An 18,834-nucleotide genomic window follows, 5' to 3' on the forward strand; every position below is an offset into this window, starting at 1 on the left:
GAGTCGCTGTGAAACGTATTGCGCCGCCCCGGACGGGCCGGCTAGACCGCCACGTCCAGGAACGCCTGGTCCTGCGCCAGCGCGTGGGGGCTGAAGACCAGCCACGGCCGCTCGCGCTGGAAAACCCCATGGATGAAGCGCTGGATCGATGCTTCCAGCGGCGGTAACTGCTCGGAGAAGCCGTCCACCGGGAAATGCTGCATGCCGTAGACTTCGTCGACGATCAGGCCGGCGAAGATCTCCCGGTGGTCGACCACCAGGACCCGCCGCTGCTTGCGCAGCGGCGACAGCTCGCTGCCGAAGAACCCGCAGAGGTCCATCACCGGCAGCAGTCGGCCACGCACGTTGGCGACACCCTTCACCCAGCCCTTGACGCCCGGCAGCAGGGTGTAGCGGGGCTCATGGAGCACCTCGCCCACCTCACCCATGGGCGCCACCAGGTAGCGGTCGCCCATGCGGAAACCGATGCCGCTCCAGGTCTGCACCGCGGCCTGCTGCGAAGGCAGGCCGGCCGCGAGCGCCCGACAGCGCTGGTCGATCTCGAGGAGGATCTGGAAGGGGGTCTGCGTGTCGGACATGCCGGGCCGTGGCCTTCTTGTTCTCGTTATGGAACGTCGTGCCCGGCGTCAGCCGGCCAGCACGGCACTCAGGGTCTTGAGCAGCGTGTCTTCGTCCACCGGCTTGGTCAGGTAGTCGCGCGCGCCCTGGCGCTTGCCCCAGACCTTGTCGGTCTCCTGGTCCTTGGTGGTGACGATGATCACCGGAATGTGGCTGGTCTCGGCATCCTTGGTCAGCTGACGGGTCGCCTGGAAGCCGTTCAGGCCGGGCATGACGATGTCCATCAACACGGCGTCCGGCTTCTCCTGGCGCGCCAGCGCCACGCCGTCGGCGCCATTTTCCGCCTTGAGGACCTGATGACCGTGCTTTTCCAGCATCGCGGTCAGCTTGTACATCTCGGTCGGAGAGTCATCAACAATCAGAATTCGAGCCATGGTGTTCCCTATGCGGAAGAGGCGTTGCGGCCGGATGGCAAGCGTCAGGAGGCTTGTTCCACCGGCGTGAAGGCCGGCACGTGCGTCTTGATGGCACCGAGCAGCTCTTCCTTGCTGAAGGGCTTGGTGAGGTACTGGTCGGACCCGACGATGCGGCCTTTGGCCTTGTCGAACAGACCGTCCTTGGAAGACAGCATGATAACCGGCGTGGATTTGAAAGCGCTGTTGTTCTTGATCAGGGCGCAGGTCTGATACCCGTCGAGCCGGGGCATCATGATGTCGACGAAGATGATGTTGGGGTGGGTGTCGGCGATCTTGGCCAGTGCATCGAACCCGTCGACGGCGGTGATGACTTCGCAACCCACTTTCTTCAGCAGAGTTTCCGCGGTGCGACGAATCGTTTTCGAATCGTCGATCACCATCACCTTCAAACCCTCGGAATGCTGTTCCATGTTCGCCCTACCATCGCCTCGGTGATTCGTTGTTTTTGCGTTCTACAGTGCGCCTGAGGCCCTACCACCGATGGGTTGCGACCCAATCTCGCGGCCTTTTTAGCACACTCTCCAAACGCAATCTATAAGCCCCGGGCGGTCAAGGTTTTCCCTTGACCGCCCGGGGCACCGGCGCCACCCTGAGCGCCTGAATTCTAGTCTCGGCAGCGTCCTGCTGCCGCTTTTCTTGCGGAGGAAAATCCCCCATGAGCGTTCGCCTCGGGATTGTCATGGACCCCATCGCGCGCATTGCCTTCAAGAAGGACAGTTCGCTGGCGATGCTGCTGGCCGCCCAGGCGCGCGGCTGGTCGCTCTTCTATATGGAACCCCAGGACCTCTACCAGAAAGCCGGCGAAGCCCGTGGACGCATGCGGGCGCTGCGGGTCTTCGAGGATGCGGGGCACTGGTTCGAGCTGGAGGCCGAGGCCGACGCGCCGTTGCACGAGCTGGACGTGGTCCTCATGCGCAAGGACCCACCCTTCGACAACGAGTTCGTCTACGCCACCTACCTGCTGGAGCAGGCGGAGCGAGCCGGCGTGCTGGTGGTCAATCGGCCGCAGAGTCTACGGGATTGCAACGAAAAATTCTTCGCCACGCAGTTTTCCCAGTGCACCCCGCCGACCCTGGTGAGCCGGCGAGCGGATATTCTGCGCGAGTTTGCCGAAGAACAGCGTGACATCATTCTCAAACCCCTGGATGGCATGGGCGGTTCGTCGATATTTCGTCACCGCGAGGGCGACCCGAACCTTTCGGTGATCCTCGAGACTCTCACCGCCCATGGCACCCAGCAGATCATGGCGCAACGCTACCTGCCGGCCATCAAGGACGGCGACAAGCGCATCCTGATGATCGACGGCGAGCCGGTGCCCTACTGCCTGGCGCGCATCCCGGCCCAGGGCGAGACCCGCGGCAACCTGGCCGCCGGCGGTCGCGGCGAGGCCCGCCCGCTCACCGAGCGCGACCGCTGGATCGCCGCCCAGGTGGGCCCGGCGCTGCGCGAGCGGGGCCTGCTGTTCGTCGGCCTCGACGTGATCGGCGAGCACCTCACCGAGATCAACGTCACCAGCCCCACCTGCATCCGCGAGATCGACCGCGCCTACGACACCCGGATCGGCGAGCGGCTGATGGACGCGATCGCCGGAAAACTGGAGGCCCGCCGCACGGCCTGACGCGCCTCGCGGCATTCGCACGGCTTTCTTTCCAGGCTGCTACCTGCTTCATAGACTTTTATCGGGACGCTGGGCAGACTGCGCGCAACCCGAGCCAAGCCGATCCGAAATGAACGCAAGCCCCTACCCAGCCGACTCCGCCCGTACCGCTGTACGCCCGGCGGATCGCCTGGGATTCACCCTGTTCCTCGCCGCGCTGCTGCACCTGGCGGTGCTCCTCGGGGTCGGCTTCTCCCTCGCCGAGCCGGCACAGATCAGCAAGACCCTGGAAATCACCCTGTCCACCTTCAAGAGCAAGGAAAAGCCCAAGGAGGCGGACTTCCTCGCCCAGGACAACCAGCAGGGCAGCGGCACCCTGGAGCACAAGGCGACGCCGAAGACCACAGAGCAGGCGCTGTTCCAGGACAGCGAGATCAAGCGCGTCACCCCGCCCACCACGCCGCGCCAGGCCGCCCATGAGGAAGCGCCCAAGGCCGCCGTGGCGACCCGCTCGCCGCAGCCGCGCAAGACCCCGGTCAAGCACGAGGAAGCCAAGCCCGAGCCGGAGGCCCGCCAGGCCCCGGTGTTCGACAGCGCCCAGCTGTCGTCGGAGATCGCCAGCCTGGAGGCGCAGCTGGCCCAGGAACGCGAGCTGTACGCCAAGCGGCCGAAGATCCACCGCCTGAACGCCGCCTCCACCATGCGCGACAAGGGCGCCTGGTACAAGGAAGAGTGGCGCAAGAAGATCGAGCGGGTCGGCAACCTCAACTACCCCGACGAGGCGCGCCGCCAGCGCATCTACGGCAGCCTGCGGCTGCTGGTGTCGATCAACCGCGACGGCACCCTCTACGAGGTGCAGGTGCTGGAATCCTCCGGCCAGACGGTGCTGGACCAGGCGGCCATGCGCATCGTGCGCCTGGCCGCGCCTTTCGCGCCGTTCGCCGGCGACCTGTCGGAATTCGACCGCCTGGAAATCATCCGCACCTGGCGCTTCGAGCGCGGCGACAAGCTCTCCAGCCGCTGAGGCGCACGGGTGCCGCCGCTCGGGCGGCAGGGCGACGGCGGTGGCTTTGCGCTGGCCGTTCGACGCTTTAAGCTTACCGTCATGAAAAGCACCGCGCCGACCTACCTCAAGCATCACCTGCTGATCGCCATGCCGCACATGGCCGATCCGAACTTCGCCCAGACCCTCATCTATGTGGTGGACCACAACGAGCAGGGCGCCATGGGCCTGGTCATCAACCGCCCCAATGGCCTGTCCCTGGGGGACGTGCTGGAGCAGCTGCGCACCGACTACGAGCCGCCGCTGCACTGCCAGGGCATCCCGATCTACGCCGGCGGCCCGGTGCAGACCGACCGCGGCTTCGTCCTGCATCCCCCCGGGCGGACCTTCCAGGCCACCGTGGAGCTGGGCGAGCTGGCGCTGTCCACCTCCCAGGACGTGCTGTTCGCCATTGCCGATGGCAGCGGGCCGGCGCGCAGCCTGGTAGCCCTGGGCTACGCCGGCTGGGAAGCGGGCCAGTTGGACGCCGAGCTGGCCGACAACGCCTGGCTGACCTGCCCCGCCGACCCGGAAATCCTCTTCGAGCTGCCCGCCGAGGCGCGCCTGGATGCCGCCGCCCGCCGCCTGGGCATCACCCTCGCGCTGCTCACCGCCCAGGCCGGCCACGCCTGATGGGCGCCGCCGCGGACAGACCGCTGCGCCTGCTGCTCGGCTTCGACTACGGCACCAAGCAGATCGGCGTGGCCGTCGGCCAGGTGGTCACCGGCCAGGCCCGGGAGCTATGCACCCTGAAGGCGCAGAACGGGGTGCCGGACTGGACCCGGGTGGAGGCCCTGGTCAAGGAATGGCAGCCCGACGCGATCGTCGTCGGCCTGCCGCTGAACATGGACGGCACCCCCAGCGAGATGAGCGCCCGCGCCGAGAAATTCGCCCGCCGCCTGAACGGCCGCTTCGGCCTGCCGGTACACACCCACGACGAACGCCTGACCACCTTCGAGGCCAAGGGCGAACGCCTGGCCCAGGGCCAGCGCGGCGGCTACCGGGAGCGCCCGGTGGACGCCCTGGCCGCCGCCCTGCTGCTGGAAGGCTGGCTGGCCCAGCACGCACACACCTGACGAGGAACGCCGATGTCCCTGCCCGATCCCGCCGACCTGCTGCCGCGGATGGCCCGCGCCCTCACCGATCACCTGCATGAGCGGCGCATCGAGGCGCCGCGCTTCATCGGCATCCACAGCGGCGGGGTGTGGGTCGCCCAGGCCCTGCTGGAAGCCCTGGGCAGCGACGCGCCGCTGGGCACCCTGGACGTCTCCTTCTACCGCGACGATTTCACCCGCAAGGGCCTGCACCCCCAGGTGCGGCCGTCGGCGCTGCCCTTCGAAGTGGAAGACCAGCACCTGGTGCTGATCGATGACGTGCTGATGAGCGGGCGCACGGTCCGTGCCGCGCTCAACGAGCTGTTCGACTACGGCCGGCCCGCCAGCGTGACCCTGGTCTGCCTGCTGGACCTGGACGACCGCGAGTTGCCGATCCGCCCCGACGTGGTCGGTGCCGGCCTGTCCCTGGCCGCCGGCGAGCGGGTAAAATTGCTCGGCCCGGCGCCGTTGCGACTCGAACGCCAGGCCCTCGCCTCCGCTTCCTGAACCCTCCGACCCCAGGGCCCGCCCCATGCCGACAGACGCCAAGCGCCCGCTGCAGCTCAACGACCAGGGCCAGTTGCGCCACTTCCTTTCCCTCGACGGCCTGCCCCGGCCGCTGCTGACCGAACTGCTGGACACCGCCGACTCGTTCCTCGAAGTGGGCGCCCGGGCGGTGAAGAAGGTCCCCCTGCTGCGCGGCAAGACGGTGTGCAACGTGTTCTTCGAAAACTCCACCCGCACCCGCACCACCTTCGAGCTAGCCGCCCAGCGGCTCTCCGCCGACGTCATCAGCCTGAACGTCTCCACCTCCTCCACCAGCAAGGGCGAGACGCTGTTCGATACCCTGCGCAACCTGGAGGCGATGGCCGCCGACATGTTCGTGGTGCGCCACAGCGATTCCGGCGCCGCCCACTTCATCGCCGAGCACGTCTGCCCGGACGTGGCGATCATCAACGCTGGCGACGGCCGCCACGCCCACCCGACCCAGGGCATGCTGGACATGCTCACCATCCGCCGCCACAAGGGCGGCTTCGAACAGCTCTCGGTGGCCATCGTCGGCGACATCCTGCATTCCCGGGTGGCCCGCTCCAACATGCTGGCGCTCAAGGCCCTGGGTTGCCCGGACATCCGCGTGATCGGCCCGAAGACGCTGCTGCCGGTGGGCGTCGAGCAATACGGCGTGCGGGTCTTCAGCGACCTGGCCCAGGGCCTGAAGGACGTCGACGTGGTGATCATGCTGCGCCTGCAGCGCGAACGCATGCAGGGCGGCCTGCTGCCCAGCGAGGGGGAGTTCTACCGCCTCTATGGCCTCACCCAGCAGCGCCTGAAGCTCGCACACCCGGACGCCATCGTCATGCACCCGGGACCGATCAACCGCGGCGTGGAGATCGAATCGGCGGTCGCCGACGGTGCCCAGTCGGTGATCCTCAACCAGGTCACCTACGGCATCGCGGTGCGCATGGCGGTGCTGTCCATGGCCATGAGCGGGCAGACCGCCCAGCGACAACTCAACCAGGAAGCCGAGGAGCAAGCCTGATGCGTATCCGTATCCTCGGGGCCCGGGTCATCGACCCTGCCAGCGGCCTGGACCGGGTCGACGACCTGTATCTCGACGCCGGGCGCATCGCCGCCCTGGGCGAGGCGCCGGCCGGCTTCGATGCCGAGCGCACCGTCGACGCCCGGGGCCTGGTGGCCGCGCCCGGGCTGGTGGACCTGTCGGTGGCCCTGCGCGAGCCGGGCTACAGCCGCAAGGGCAGCATCGCCAGCGAGACCCTGGCGGCCGCCGCCGGCGGCGTCACCAGCCTGTGCTGCCCGCCGCTGACCCGGCCGGTGCTGGACACCGCGGCGGTGGCCGAGCTGATCCTCGACCGCGCGCGGGAAGCCGGCCACGCCAAGGTGTTTCCCATCGGCGCGCTGACCAAGGGCCTGGCCGGCGAGCAACTGGCCGAACTGGTGACCCTCGGCGACGCCGGCTGCGTGGCCTTCGGCAACGGCCTGGCGCCGCTGGCGGACAACCGCACCCTGCGCCGCGCCCTGGAATACGCGGCCACCTTCGACCTGACGGTGATCTTCCATTCCCAGGACGCCGAGCTGGCGGAGGGCGGCCTGGCCCACGAGGGCGCCACGGCCAGCTTCCTCGGCCTGCCGGGCATCCCCGAAACCGCCGAGACCGTGGCCCTGGCCCGGGACCTGCTGCTGGTGGAGCAGAGCGGCGTGCGCGCCCACTTCAGCCAGCTCAGCAGCGCCCGCGGCGCGCGGATGATCGCCGAGGCCCAGGCCCGCGGCCTGCCGGTAACCGCCGACGTGGCGCTGTACCAGCTGATCCTCACCGACGAGGCCCTGGCCGGCTTCTCCAGCCTGTACCACGTGCAGCCACCGCTGCGCACCCGCGCCGACCGCGACGGCCTGCGCGAAGCGGTGCGCGACGGCACCATCCAGGCCATCGCCAGCCACCACCAGCCCCACGAACCGGACGCCAAGCTGGCGCCCTTTGGCGCCACCGAGCCGGGCATCGCCAGCGTCGAGTTGCTGCTGCCCCTGGCCCTGACCCTGGTGCAGGACGGCCTGCTGGACCTGCCGACCCTGCTCCAGCGCCTCGGCGCCGGCCCGGCCGCGGCCCTGCGCCTGCCGGCCGGCACGCTGCAGGTGGGCGGCCCGGCGGATCTGGTGCTGTTCGACCCCCAGAGCTCCACCCTGGCCGGCGAGCACTGGTTCTCCCGGGGCGACAACTGCCCCTTCATCGGCCACTGCCTGCCCGGGCAGGTGCGCTACACCCTGGTGGACGGTCGCCTCAGCTACGAGGCCTGAGCGTCCGCCCCGCCATGAAAAAGGCCGCGTGAGCGGCCTTTTTCATGGGAGCGTGACGTTACGGGTTCGGCGCCACCGGCGCCCCCTTCCAGGTGGAAGCGCTTTCGCTGGCGGTAACCTCCATGGCCTCGCGGATCGCCCGCTTGCGGTGTTCCTCGGCGCGCCGGCTGAAGTACCAGGCGAGGAAGGTGAACAGCGAGACGGACAGCAGGATCAGGCTGGCCACCGCGTTGATCTCCGGCTTCACCCCCAGGCGCACGGCGGAGAACACCTCCATGGGCAGGGTGGTGGAGCCCGGCCCGGAGACGAAGCTGGCCAGCACCAGGTCGTCCAGGGACAGGGCAAAGGACATCATCGCCCCCGCCGCCAGGGACGGCGCGATCATCGGGATGGTGATCAGCACGAAGACCTTCCACGGCTTGGCGCCCAGGTCCATGGCCGCCTCCTCGATGGACAGGTCCAGTTCCCGCAGGCGCGCCGATACCACCACCGCCACGTAGGCCGAGCAGAAGGTGGTGTGGGCGATCCAGATGGTGGAGATGCCCCGCTCCTGGGGCCAGCCGATCAACTGGGCCATGGCCACGAACAGCAGCAGCAGCGACAGACCGGTGATTACCTCGGGCATCACCAGCGGCGCGGTGACCATGCCGCCGAACAGCGTGCGGCCGCGGAAGCGCGGGATGCGGGTCAGCACGAAGGCCGCCAGGGTGCCGAGGAAGGCCGCGGAGATCGCCGTGTAGAAGGCGATTTCCAGGGAGCGCATCACCGCGTTCATCAGCTGGGTGTTGTCCAGCAGGCCGACGTACCACTTGATCGACCAGCCGCCCCACACCGTCACCAGCCGCGAGGCGTTGAACGAGTAGATCACCAGGATGACCATGGGCAGGTAGATGAACAGCAGGCCGAGCCAGAGCATCACTTGGGAGAAACCGAAGCGCTTCATACCTTGCCCTCCAGTTCCTTCGCCTGGTTACGGTTGAACAGGATGATCGGCACGATGAGGATCGCCAGCATCACCACCGCCAGGGCGGATGCCACCGGCCAGTCGCGGTTGTTGAAGAACTCCTGCCAGAGCACCTTGCCGATCATCAGGGTCTCCGGGCCGCCCAGCAGCTCGGGGATCACGAACTCGCCCACCACCGGGATGAACACCAGCATGCAGCCGGCGATGATGCCGTTCTTTGACAGCGGCACGGTGATCTTCCAGAAGTTGTTGATGTGGCTGGAGCCCAGGTCGGACGCCGCTTCCAGCAGGCTCAGGTCGTGCTTCACCAGGTTGGCGAAGAGCGGCAGGATCATGAACGGCAGGTAGGAATAGACCACGCCGATGTACACCGCGATGTCGGTGTTGAGGATCTGCAGCGGCGCGTCGATCAGGCCCAGGCCCTGCAGCACGCCATTGAGCAGGCCGTTGTTGCTGAGGATGCCCATCCAGGCATAGACGCGGATCAGGATCGCCGTCCAGGTCGGCATCATGATCAGCAGCAACAGCACGGTCTGCAGTTCCTTGTCGGCCCGGGCGATGGCGTAGGCCATGGGGTAGCCGATCAGCAGGCAGATCAGGGTGCTGAAGAACGCCATCTTCAGGGAGCCCAGGTAGGCCGCCAGGTACAGCGGGTCCTCGGTCAGCATCAGATAGTTGCCGAGGTTGAGGACGATGGACAGCTGGTTGTCGGCCCAGGTGTAGATCTCGGTGTACGGCGGGATCGCCACGTCGGCCTCGGTGAAGCTGATCTTCAGGACGATGGCGAACGGCAGCACGAAGAACAGGAACAGCCAGACGAAGGGCACGGCGATGACCCCGTGCCGGCCGTTGGGCAGGCGTCGTTTCAGGCGGCTGAGCTTCATGATTGCAGCACCACGCCGCTGTCGTCTTCCCAGTACACGGTCACCTGGTCGTTCCAGGTCGGCCGCTTGCCGTGGCGCTCGGCGTTGGCGATGAAGGCCTGCACCACCTGCCCGGAGCCCAGCTTGATGTAGTACACCGAGTGGCCGCCCAGGTAGGCGATGTCGTGCACCGTGCCGCGGGCCCAGTTGTAGTCGGGGTGCTCGTGGTCGGCCGGCAGCTGGGCGCTCATCAGCAGCTTCTCCGGGCGCAGAGCGTAGGTGACGCGCTTGTCCTGGGCCCGGGTGCTGATGCCGTGGCCGATGTAGATGGGCCGTTCCAGTTGCGGGCAGGCGATCACCGCGTGATCGGAGTCGTCGGCGATCAGCTCGCCGTCGAACAGGTTCACGTTGCCGATGAACTCGCAGACCATCCGGCTCGCCGGGGTCTCGTAGATGTCCATGGGGCTGCCGATCTGCTGGATGTAGCCCAGGTGCATGATGGCGATGCGCTGGGCCATGGTCATGGCCTCCTCCTGGTCGTGGGTCACCATCACACAGGTCACCCCCACCCGCTCGATGATCTCCACCAGCTCCAGCTGCATCTGCGAGCGCAGCTTCTTGTCCAGGGCGCCCATGGGCTCGTCCAGCAGCAGCAGCTTCGGCCGCTTGGCCAGGGAGCGCGCCAGGGCCACCCGCTGGCGCTGGCCGCCGGAGAGCTGGTGCGGCTTGCGCCGGGCGTACTGGGTCATGTGCACCAGCTTGAGCATTTCCGCCACCCGCTGGTCGACCTCGTCCTTGGACAGGCGATCCTGCTTGAGGCCGAAGGCAATGTTCTGCGCCACGGTCATGTGGGGGAACAGCGCGTAGGACTGGAACATCATGTTGATCGGCCGCTTGTAGGGCGGCATGTCGGTGATGTCCTCGCCATCGAGGAAGATCCGCCCCGAGCTGGGCCGCTCGAACCCGGCGAGCATGCGCAGCAGGGTCGACTTGCCCGAGCCGGAGCCGCCCAGCAGGGCGAAGATCTCGCCCTTGTTGATGGTCAGGGAGACGTCGTCCACCGCCACCGTCTCGTCGAACTGCTTGGTCACCCGGTCGATCTTGACCAGCACCTCTTTCGGCTGCTGCTCGCCCTCGAGGGCTTTCTTGTAGGCACCGGAGGCTATTGCCATTACCACACTCCCAGAGTCTTGCCGCCCGTCCACGACGGCGGGCGCTTGTAGTTCAGCGGACCGGGTCCGCGAGTGCTTCGAACAGGTAGGCACGCCTGGACGGCCGACGCGCGCCGGCCGTCACCGTTCGCCAGCGGTCATTTTCCCGATTTGATCTTGGTCCAGCTACGCGTCATCAGGCGCTGCACCTTGGGCGGCAGCTCGGCGGAGACGTAGAGGCGATCGAGCACCGCCTGGGGCGGATACACCGAGGCGTCGTCGCGCACGTCGGCATCCATGTAATCGCCGGCCTTCAGGTTGGGGTTGGCGTAGCCCACATGGTCGCTGACGTGGGCGATCACGTCGGGGCGCAGCAGGTAGTCGATGAAGGCATGGGCTTCCTTGGCATTGGCCGCGTCCGCCGGCACCGCCAGCATGTCGAACCAGAGGTTGCCGCCCTCTTTCGGGATGCTGTAGACGATCTTCACGCCCTTGCCCGCCTCTTCGGCGCGGTCGGCCGCCTGCAGCACGTCGCCGGAGAAGCCGGCGGCCACGCAGATGTCGCCGTTGGCCAGGTCGCCGATGTACTTGGAGGAATGGAAGTAGGTCACGTAGGGCCGCACCGCCATCAGCTTGGCCTCGGCTTTCTGGTAGTCCGCCGGGTTCTGGCTGTTGGGGTCGAGGCCCAGGTAGTTGAGCACCGCCGGCAGCATCTCGTCGGCGGAATCGAGGAACGCCACGCCGCAGCTGGAGAGCTTCTTGATGTTCTCCGGCTCGAACAGCATGGACCAGGAATCGATGTGGTCGACGCCCAGCGCCGCCTTCACCTTCTCGACGTTGTAGCCGATGCCGTTGGTGCCCCACAGGTACGGCACCGCGTACTGGTTGCCCGGGTCGTTGGCTTCAAGCTGCTTGAGCAGCTTGGGGTCGAGGTTCTGGAAATTGGGCAGCAGGCTGCGGTCGAGCTTCTGGAAGGCGCCGGCCTTGATCTGCTTGCCGAGGAAATGGTTGGAGGGCACCACCACGTCATAGCCGGTGCGGCCGGCCAGCAGCTTGCCTTCGAGGGTCTCGTTGGAGTCGAAGACGTCGTAGACCACCTTGATCCCGGTTTCCTGCTGGAACGCGGACAGGGTGTTGTCGCCGATGTAGTCGTTCCAGTTGTACACGTGGACGACCGGCTCAGCCCGCACGCCGGTGCTCAGGCACAGGGTCAGCGCGGCGACGGAGGAAATCAGCGTGTTGCGCGATGGAAGAAGCACTCGATAGCCCTCTTGTTGTTCGACCACCCGACTGCCGGGGTGGCTCGCGGTGATCCGGCGTGACGCGGCGGATGGCCGGGCGCGGCGGGGAGCCGCGCCCGGTCGCGCTCACTTGCCGGACTTGATCTTGGTCCAGCTGCGGGTCATGGCGCGCTGCACCTTGGCCGGCAGGTCGGGGAAGGTGTACAGCTTCTTCATGACGGCATCGCTGGGGTACACGCCCGGGTCGTTGCGGATCGCCTCGTCCACCAGCGAGGTGGCGGCCGCGTTGCCGTTGGGGAACTGCACGACGTTGGTGATGGAAGCCATCACCTCGGGCTTGAGCAGGTAGTTCAGGTAGGCGTGGGCGGACTCGACGTTCTCGGCGTCCTTGGGAATCGCCACCATGTCGAAGAAGCTGCCGGCGCCTTCCTTGGGAATGTTGTATTTCACGGTCACGCCGTTCTTGGCTTCCTCGGCGCGGGACTTGGCCTGGTAGATGTCGCCGGAATAGCCGATGGCCACGCAGATGTTGCCGTTGGCCAGGTCGCCGATGTACTTCGAGGAGTGGAAGTAAGTGACGCTCGGGCGGATCTTCAGGAACAGCGCCTCGGCCTTGTTCAGCTCGTCGGTCTTGTCCGAATCGGGCTTGAAGCCCAGGTAGTGCAGGCCGGCCGGGATGATCTCGGTGGGCGAGTCGAGGAAGGCCACGCCGCAGGACTTCAGCTTCTCGATGTTCTCCGGCTTGAACACCAGGTCCCAGGAATCCACCGGGGCGTCGGCGCCCAGGGCGGCCTTGACCTTCTCCGGGTTGTAGCCGATGCCGATGGTGCCCCACATGTAGGGGAAGGCGTACTGGTTGCCCGGGTCGCTGACTTCCAGGGTCTTCAGCAGGTCGGGGTTGAGGTTCTTCCAGTTGGGCAGCTTGGCCTTGTCCAGGGGCTGGTAGACGCCGGCCTTGATCTGCTTGGCGAGGAAGGAGTTGGACGGGACCACCACGTCGTAGCCGGACTTGCCGGCGAGGAGCTTGGCCTCCAGCACTTCGTTGCTGTCGTAGACGTCGTACACCACCTTGATGCCGGTTTCCTTCTGGAAGTTCTCCAGGGTGTCCGGGGCGATGTAGTCCGACCAGTTGTATACGTGCAGCACTTTGTCGTCGGCCTGAGCGAGGCCGGCAACGGTGCTCGCCAGGGCGGCGGCGAGCAGGGTCTTGCCGAAGGTCTTGATCATGCGGGTAGCTCCGTTGTTGTCTGTTATTCCGGTGGCGTCGTGCCGGGACCGCCCGGGCATCCCGAGGCGATCCGGGTGGCCGGAAGAGGCGTTTGCCCCCTGCCGGCACCCGGCGAAACGGGATCGATCCTCCCGTCGCGGGCGGCGCCTGCCTGCGCCGCGGAGCCTTGCGATTCCTTCACGTCACCACGGGGTGAGCCTGGCCAACGCACTGGCGCAGTCTGGCAAGGACCGGGGCGGTTTTACAACCGTCCCGGCGTCCCCGCCAGCCGGGCGCGGAGGCTCTAGCCCAGGATATCGCGGGCGGTGAGGTCGAGGCATTCGCGGGCCTTGCTCACCAGCTCGTCGATCTCCGCCTCGCTGATCACCAGCGGCGGCGCGATGATCATGGTGTCGCCCACCGCGCGCATCACCAGGCCGTTGGCGAAGCAGTGCCCGCGGCAGACCATGCCCGCCGACAGTTCGGAGGGGAAGCGCGCGCGGGTCTGCTTGTCCTTGACCAGTTCGATGGCACCGAGCATGCCCAGGCCGCGGACCTCGCCCACCAGCGGGTGGTCGGCCAGCTCACGCAGGCGTTTCTGCAAGTACGGTGCCGTTTTCGCCTTCACCGTCTCGAGGATCTTCTCTTCCCGCAGGATGCGCAGGTTGGCCAGGCCCACCGCCGCCGCCACCGGGTGGCCGGAGTAGGTGAAGCCGTGGTTGAAGTCGCCGCCGGCGTTGACCACGTCGAACACCTCGTCGCTGACGATCAGCCCGCCCATGGGCACGTAGCCGGAGGTGAGGCCTTTGGCGATGGTCATCAGGTCCGGGGTGTTGCCGTAGTAGTCGCTGCCGAACCACTCGCCGGTGCGGCCGAACCCGCAGATCACCTCGTCGGCGACGAACAGGATCTCGTACTTGTCGAGGATCTCGCGGATCTTCGGCCAGTAGCTGTCCGGCGGCACGATCACCCCGCCGGCACCCTGCACCGGCTCGGCGATGAAGGCGGCGACCTTGTCCTCGCCCACCTCCAGGATCTTCTTCTCCAGCTGCTCGGCCGCCCACACGCCGAATTCGTCCGGGCTCATGTCGCCGCCCTCGCCGAACCAGTAGGGTTGCGGGATGTGCACGATGCCGGGGATCGGCAGGTCGCCCTGCTCGTGCATCGCCTTCATCCCGCCCAGGCTGGCACCGGCCACGGTGGAGCCGTGGTAGCCGTTGATGCGGCCGATGATGACCTTCTTCTGCGGCTTGCCCTTGAGCGCCCAGTAATGGCGCACCAGGCGCAGCATGGTGTCGTTGCCCTCGGAGCCGGAACCGGTGAAGAACACGTGGTTCATGCCCTCCGGGGCGATGTCGGCGATGGCCTCGGCCAGTTCCAGCACCGGCGGGTGGGCGGTCTGGAAGAAGGTGTTGTAGAAGGGCAGCTCGCGCATCTGGTTGGCGGCCGCTTCCACCAGTTCCTCGCGACCGTAGCCCACCGCCACGCACCACAGGCCGGCCATGCCGTCGAGGATCTTGTGGCCCTCGCTGTCCCAGAGGTACACGCCCTCGGCCTTGGTGATGATCCGCGGGCCGTTCTCCTGCAGCTGCTTGTAGTCGCTGAACGGCGCCAGGTGGTGGTCGCGGCTGAGCGCTTGCCACTTGAGGGTCTGCGGGCTTTTCGCTGGGCGGGTCATATCGGATCTCCTGGAAAAACGGGCTCGGCGGGGCCGGGCCGGAAAGGGTGTGCGAAGGCGCGTGCCTGCGCCTTCGCGGTTCGCGTCGTGGGCCGGATCAGACCGAGAACAGCAGGAACTCGCGTTCCCAGGAACTGATCACCCGCTTGTAGTTCTCGTGCTCGGCGCGCTTCACGGCGACATAGCCGCGGATGAACTTGGTGCCGAGGTATTTCTCCAGCGGCTTGCAGTTCTCCAGGCGCTCCAGGGCGTCCTCGATGGTAAGGGGCAGGCGCAGGTTGCGTCGTTCATAACCGCGACCTTTCACCTGGGCGCTGGGCTTGATGCCCTCGGTCATGCCGATGTAGCCGCACAGCAGGCTGGCGGCGATGGCCAGGTACGGGTTGGCGTCGGCGCCGGCCAGGCGGTTCTCCACCCGGCGGTTCTGCGGGTTGGCGTCCGGCACCCGCAGGCCCACGGTGCGGTTCTCCTCGCCCCACTCCACGTTCACCGGCGCCGAGGTGTCCGGCAGGAAGCGGCGGAACGAATTGACGTTGGGCGCGAACAGCGGCAACACCTCGGGGATGAACTTCTGCAGGCCGCCGATGTGGTGCAGGAACAGCTCGCTCATGGAGCCGTCCTCGGTGGAGAAGATGTTCTTGCCGGTCTTGATGTCGATGACGCTCTGGTGCAGGTGCATGGCGCTGCCCGGCTCGTCGGTGATCGGCTTGGCCATGAAGGTCGCCGCCACGTTGTGCTTCAGCGCCGCCTCGCGCATGGTGCGCTTGAACACGGTGATCTGGTCGGCCAGGTGCAGCGCGTCGCCATGACGGAAGTTGATCTCCATCTGCGCCGGGCCTTCCTCGTGGATCAGCGTGTCCAGGTCCAGCTCCTGGGCCTCGCACCAGTCGTACATGTCCTCGAACAGCGGGTCGAATTCGTTGGCCGCGTCGATGGAGAACGACTGGCGCCCGGTCTCGGGACGGCCGGAGCGGCCCAGCGGGACCTGCAGCGGCAGGTCCGGGTCCTCGCAGCGCTTGGTCAGGTAGAACTCCATCTCCGGCGCGACGATGGGCTGCCAGCCCTTGTCGGCGTACATCTTCAGGACCTTCTTGAGGATGTTGCGCGGCGACAGCTCGATGGGGTTGCCCATCTTGTCGAAAGTATCGTGGATCACCAGGGCGGTGGGCTCGATGGCCCAGGGCACCAGGTACACGGCGCCCTCGTCCGGACGGCAGAACATGTCGATGTCCGCCGGGTCGAGCAACTCGTAATAGATGTCGTCCTCGACGTAGTCGCCGGTGACGGTCTGCAGCAGCACGCTCTCGGGGAGGCGCATGCCCTTCTCGTCGAGGAACTTGTTGGTCGGCGATATCTTGCCGCGGGCAATGCCGGTCAGGTCGCTGATCAGGCATTCGACTTCGGTGATTTTGCGTTCTTTCAGCCAGCTGGTGAGCCGGTCGAGCTTGCTAGTCATAAAGACCTCAGGGTTTAGAGCCGGACAGGGCCGGCTCAGCGTTTCCCCGCCCTCTCCCTGCAAGCCTCACCAAAGGCCTGGAAGAGGGCGAGATAATTCGGGTTGGAGCTTACTCGCCATTCGGGGTGCCATTGCACCCCCACGGCGAAGCCCCGGGCGCCTTCCACGGAGACCGCCTCGATCAGGCCGTCCGGCGCCACCGCCTCCACCCGCAGCCCCGGCGCCAGACGCGCCACGCCCTGGCCGTGGATGGAGTTCACCGCGAACGCCGCCGGCAATCCGAGCCCGGCGAACACCCCGCCGGGCTGCACCTGCACGTCGTGACGCGGGGCATATTGTACGTCCAGGGGCTGGTCGGCCGGCTCGCGGTGGTCCATCAGCCCTTCGACTTCGTGTACCTTCGGGTGCAGACTGCCTCCCAGGACCACGTTCAGTTCCTGGAAGCCCCGGCAGATGCCCAGCAGCGGAATGCCCGCGTCCAGGGCGGCGCGCAGCAGCGGCAGGGTGGTGGCGTCGCGGGCCGGATCGTGCGGGGTGCCGGGCTCGCTGGCGGAGCCCTGGTAATGGTGCGGTTCGATGTTGGACGGGGAGCCGGTGAAGAGCAGGCCGTCCAGGTTGTCCAGCAGCGCCGCCGGATCGAGGGCCGCGCCCAGGGCGGGAATGATGAGCGGCATCCCGCCGGCGGCCTCGGCCACCGCGCGAAGGTATTTGTCGCCAGCGATGTGGTAGGGATGCAGACCGATCTGCTTGGTGCAGGCGGTCACGCCGATCAACGGCAGGCGAGACATGGGACACCCGTAGTTATTGCTGTTATGGGTGAAGCGGCGGCGGAGCGTACACGCCTGGCGCGGGGCGGACTGAAGGCCCCCGGAGGCCACTCGTGACGTTCTGCGACTGCCCACAAGGTGCGACCGAGCTTAGCCTTGTTCATTTTTTTACACAATAGGGGCGTAAAAAATTGAACACACCCTGCTGAGCATCGCGCCGGCAGCGGGTTGCAGCGGGTTCCAACACCCCGCAAACGCCCCAAAAACGGCCTTGAAGCCTCTTTTTAGGGCAAAATGGTGCGCTATTGACATCCATTGGTGATTCGGATTGACTCACACCTCAATCAGCGCGTGATTGATATTTTTAACAAGATAGGTGTTCCATCATGTCGGTACCCCCGCGTGCCGTTCAGCTCAATGAAGCTAACGAGTTCCTCAAGAAACATCCCGAGGTCCAGTTCGTCGACCTCCTGATCGCGGATATGAATGGGGTGGTCAGGGGCAAGCGCATCGAGCGCGCCAGCCTGCACAAAGTCTACGAACGCGGCATCAACCTCCCCGCCTCACTGTTCGCCCTCGACATCAACGGCTCCACCGTGGAAAGCACCGGCCTCGGTCTGGACATCGGCGACGCCGACCGCATCTGCTACCCCATCCCCAACACCCTGTGCGACGAGCCCTGGCAGAAGCGCCCCACCGCGCAACTGCTGATGACCATGCACGAGCTGGAAGGCGAGCCGTTCTTCGCCGACCCGCGGGAAGTGCTGCGGCAGGTGGTGAGCAAGTTCGACGAGCTGGGCCTGACCATCTGCGCCGCCTTCGAACTGGAGTTCTACCTGATCGACCAGGAGAACGTGAACGGTCGGCCGCAACCGCCCCGCTCGCCCATCTCCGGCAAGCGCCCGCAGTCGACCCAGGTCTACCTGATCGACGACCTGGACGAATACTCCGACTGCCTGCAGGACATCCTCGAAGGCGCCAAGGTGCAGGGCATCCCGGCCGACGCCATCGTCAAGGAAAGCGCCCCGGCGCAGTTCGAGGTGAACCTGCACCACGTGGCCGACCCGCTCAAGGCCTGCGACTACGCCGTGCTGCTCAAGCGCCTGGTGAAGAACATCGCCTACGACCACGAGATGGACACCACCTTCATGGCCAAGCCCTACCCGGGCCAGGCCGGCAATGGCCTGCACGTGCACATCTCGCTGCTGGACAAGCATGGCAAGAACATCTTCTCCAGCGAGGATCCCCAGCAGAACGCCGCATTGCGTCACGCGATCGGCGGTGTGCTGGAGACCCTGCCCGCATCCATGGCCTTCCTCTGCCCCAACGTGAACTCCTACCGCCGCTTCGGCGCGCAGTTCTACGTGCCGAACTCGCCGAGCTGGGGCCTGGACAACCGCACCGTGGCCCTGCGCGTACCGACCGGTTCGTCCGACGCGGTGCGCATCGAGCATCGGGTCGCCGGGGCCGACGCCAACCCGTACCTGCTGCTCGCGGCGGTCCTGGCGGGCGTGCATCACGGCCTGACCAACCAGGTCGAGCCGAACGAGCCGGTGGAAGGCAACTCCTACGAGCAGAACGAGCAGAGCCTGCCGAACAACCTGCGCGATGCCCTGCGCGAGCTGGACGACAGCGAGATCCTGGCCCGCTACATCGACCCCAAGTACATCGACATCTTCGTCGCCTGCAAGGAAAGCGAACTGGAGGAATTCGAGCACTCCATCTCGGACCTCGAGTACAACTGGTACCTGCACACCGTCTGAGCCCCAGCGCACCGGCCCCCGAGGGGCCGGTGTCGTTTCAGCCCCTCGCTCCCCGCCTTTCACCCCGTCCCCCTTCGCTTTTGTCGCCTGCCGGCGGCGCCCCGCGGCGCCAGGCTTGCGGCGCGGTGTCCGGCTGGCGTCCAATAGCGCCGCGCCGATGTACAGG

Annotated in this window: 19 protein-coding genes; 8 read left to right on the forward strand and 11 right to left on the reverse strand. The window is 66.7% G+C overall.

Translation table 11 applies throughout. The annotated features are described in order from the left end of the window. Positions 1-41: 41 nt before the first annotated feature. From FM069_RS16690 to pilG, 3 genes are read right to left on the reverse strand one after another with little or no spacing between them, the layout of a single operon-like run. Positions 42-578, reverse strand: coding sequence for a chemotaxis protein CheW (locus tag FM069_RS16690; RefSeq protein WP_143489508.1), 537 nt, complete (start codon positions 576-578; stop codon positions 42-44). A gap of 48 nt (positions 579-626) precedes the next feature. Continuing rightward, positions 627-992, reverse strand: a complete 366-nt coding sequence (gene pilH, locus FM069_RS16695) for a twitching motility response regulator PilH (RefSeq protein ID WP_143489509.1) — start codon at positions 990-992, stop codon at positions 627-629. Between the two features lie 44 nt (positions 993-1,036). After that, complete coding sequence (gene pilG / locus FM069_RS16700) at positions 1,037-1,444, reverse strand: twitching motility response regulator PilG (protein WP_143489510.1); 408 nt, start codon at positions 1,442-1,444, stop codon at positions 1,037-1,039. A 245-nt stretch (positions 1,445-1,689) separates the two neighbouring features. Between pilG and gshB the strand changes: the two genes are divergently transcribed. From gshB to FM069_RS16735, 7 genes are all read left to right on the forward strand, one after another. Then, positions 1,690-2,652 (forward strand): glutathione synthase, encoded by a 963-nt coding sequence (gene gshB, locus FM069_RS16705; RefSeq protein WP_143489511.1) that lies wholly within the window; start codon positions 1,690-1,692, stop codon positions 2,650-2,652. A gap of 109 nt (positions 2,653-2,761) precedes the next feature. Further along, on the forward strand, positions 2,762-3,655 hold the full coding sequence (locus tag FM069_RS16710; protein ID WP_143489512.1) for an energy transducer TonB: 894 nt from the start codon (positions 2,762-2,764) through the stop codon (positions 3,653-3,655). Positions 3,656-3,736: 81 nt separating this feature from the next. Continuing rightward, the gene (locus FM069_RS16715) at positions 3,737-4,306 is read left to right on the forward strand and encodes a YqgE/AlgH family protein (RefSeq protein WP_143489513.1); all 570 of its coding nucleotides are present in this window, start codon (positions 3,737-3,739) and stop codon (positions 4,304-4,306) included. Then, positions 4,306-4,749, forward strand: a complete 444-nt coding sequence (gene ruvX / locus FM069_RS16720) for a Holliday junction resolvase RuvX (RefSeq protein WP_143489514.1) — start codon at positions 4,306-4,308, stop codon at positions 4,747-4,749. Before FM069_RS16715 ends, ruvX begins: the two co-directional genes overlap by 1 nt. 12 nt (positions 4,750-4,761) lie before the next feature. Then, positions 4,762-5,274: a bifunctional pyr operon transcriptional regulator/uracil phosphoribosyltransferase PyrR gene (gene pyrR, locus FM069_RS16725; RefSeq protein WP_143489515.1), complete on the forward strand. Its 513-nt coding sequence runs from the start codon at positions 4,762-4,764 to the stop codon at positions 5,272-5,274. Between the two features lie 25 nt (positions 5,275-5,299). Further along, positions 5,300-6,307, forward strand: coding sequence for an aspartate carbamoyltransferase catalytic subunit (locus tag FM069_RS16730; RefSeq protein ID WP_143489516.1), 1,008 nt, complete (start codon positions 5,300-5,302; stop codon positions 6,305-6,307). Further along, positions 6,307-7,578 (forward strand): dihydroorotase, encoded by a 1,272-nt coding sequence (locus FM069_RS16735; RefSeq protein ID WP_143489517.1) that lies wholly within the window; start codon positions 6,307-6,309, stop codon positions 7,576-7,578. The genes FM069_RS16730 and FM069_RS16735 overlap by 1 nt, the downstream gene beginning before the upstream one ends. A 58-nt stretch (positions 7,579-7,636) precedes the next feature. Here FM069_RS16735 and FM069_RS16740 read toward each other — a convergent pair whose 3' ends face one another. The 8 genes from FM069_RS16740 to FM069_RS16775 all read right to left on the reverse strand — a co-directional run bounded on the left by FM069_RS16740 (position 7,637) and on the right by FM069_RS16775 (position 16,926). Next, positions 7,637-8,521 (reverse strand): ABC transporter permease subunit, encoded by an 885-nt coding sequence (locus tag FM069_RS16740; RefSeq protein WP_143489518.1) that lies wholly within the window; start codon positions 8,519-8,521, stop codon positions 7,637-7,639. Beyond that, a complete protein-coding gene (locus FM069_RS16745) occupies positions 8,518-9,399 on the reverse strand; it encodes an ABC transporter permease subunit (protein WP_178106796.1) in 882 nt (293 codons plus the stop codon). Before FM069_RS16745 ends, FM069_RS16740 begins: the two co-directional genes overlap by 4 nt. Before the next feature lie 23 nt (positions 9,400-9,422). Next, the gene (gene potA, locus FM069_RS16750) at positions 9,423-10,577 is read right to left on the reverse strand and encodes a polyamine ABC transporter ATP-binding protein (RefSeq protein ID WP_143489520.1); all 1,155 of its coding nucleotides are present in this window, start codon (positions 10,575-10,577) and stop codon (positions 9,423-9,425) included. A gap of 137 nt (positions 10,578-10,714) precedes the next feature. Further along, positions 10,715-11,791 carry a polyamine ABC transporter substrate-binding protein gene (locus FM069_RS16755; protein WP_143489583.1) on the reverse strand — a complete coding sequence of 359 codons (1,077 nt, stop codon included), beginning with the start codon at positions 11,789-11,791 and terminating at the stop codon, positions 10,715-10,717. 132 nt (positions 11,792-11,923) lie between these two features. Next, the gene (locus FM069_RS16760) at positions 11,924-13,024 is read right to left on the reverse strand and encodes a polyamine ABC transporter substrate-binding protein (RefSeq protein WP_143489521.1); all 1,101 of its coding nucleotides are present in this window, start codon (positions 13,022-13,024) and stop codon (positions 11,924-11,926) included. A gap of 284 nt (positions 13,025-13,308) precedes the next feature. After that, positions 13,309-14,682 (reverse strand): aspartate aminotransferase family protein, encoded by a 1,374-nt coding sequence (locus FM069_RS16765; RefSeq protein ID WP_143489522.1) that lies wholly within the window; start codon positions 14,680-14,682, stop codon positions 13,309-13,311. Positions 14,683-14,779: 97 nt separating this feature from the next. Further along, positions 14,780-16,138: a glutamine synthetase family protein gene (locus tag FM069_RS16770; RefSeq protein WP_143489523.1), complete on the reverse strand. Its 1,359-nt coding sequence runs from the start codon at positions 16,136-16,138 to the stop codon at positions 14,780-14,782. Positions 16,139-16,173: 35 nt separating this feature from the next. Beyond that, positions 16,174-16,926, reverse strand: a complete 753-nt coding sequence (locus FM069_RS16775; RefSeq protein ID WP_143489524.1) for a gamma-glutamyl-gamma-aminobutyrate hydrolase family protein — start codon at positions 16,924-16,926, stop codon at positions 16,174-16,176. A gap of 365 nt (positions 16,927-17,291) precedes the next feature. Between FM069_RS16775 and FM069_RS16780 the strand changes: the two genes are divergently transcribed. Next, complete coding sequence (locus tag FM069_RS16780) at positions 17,292-18,668, forward strand: glutamine synthetase family protein (RefSeq protein WP_143489525.1); 1,377 nt, start codon at positions 17,292-17,294, stop codon at positions 18,666-18,668. Positions 18,669-18,834 lie beyond the last annotated feature (166 nt).

This window comes from Pseudomonas mangiferae, from assembly GCF_007109405.1.
Lineage (GTDB): Bacteria > Pseudomonadota > Gammaproteobacteria > Pseudomonadales > Pseudomonadaceae > Pseudomonas_T > Pseudomonas_T mangiferae.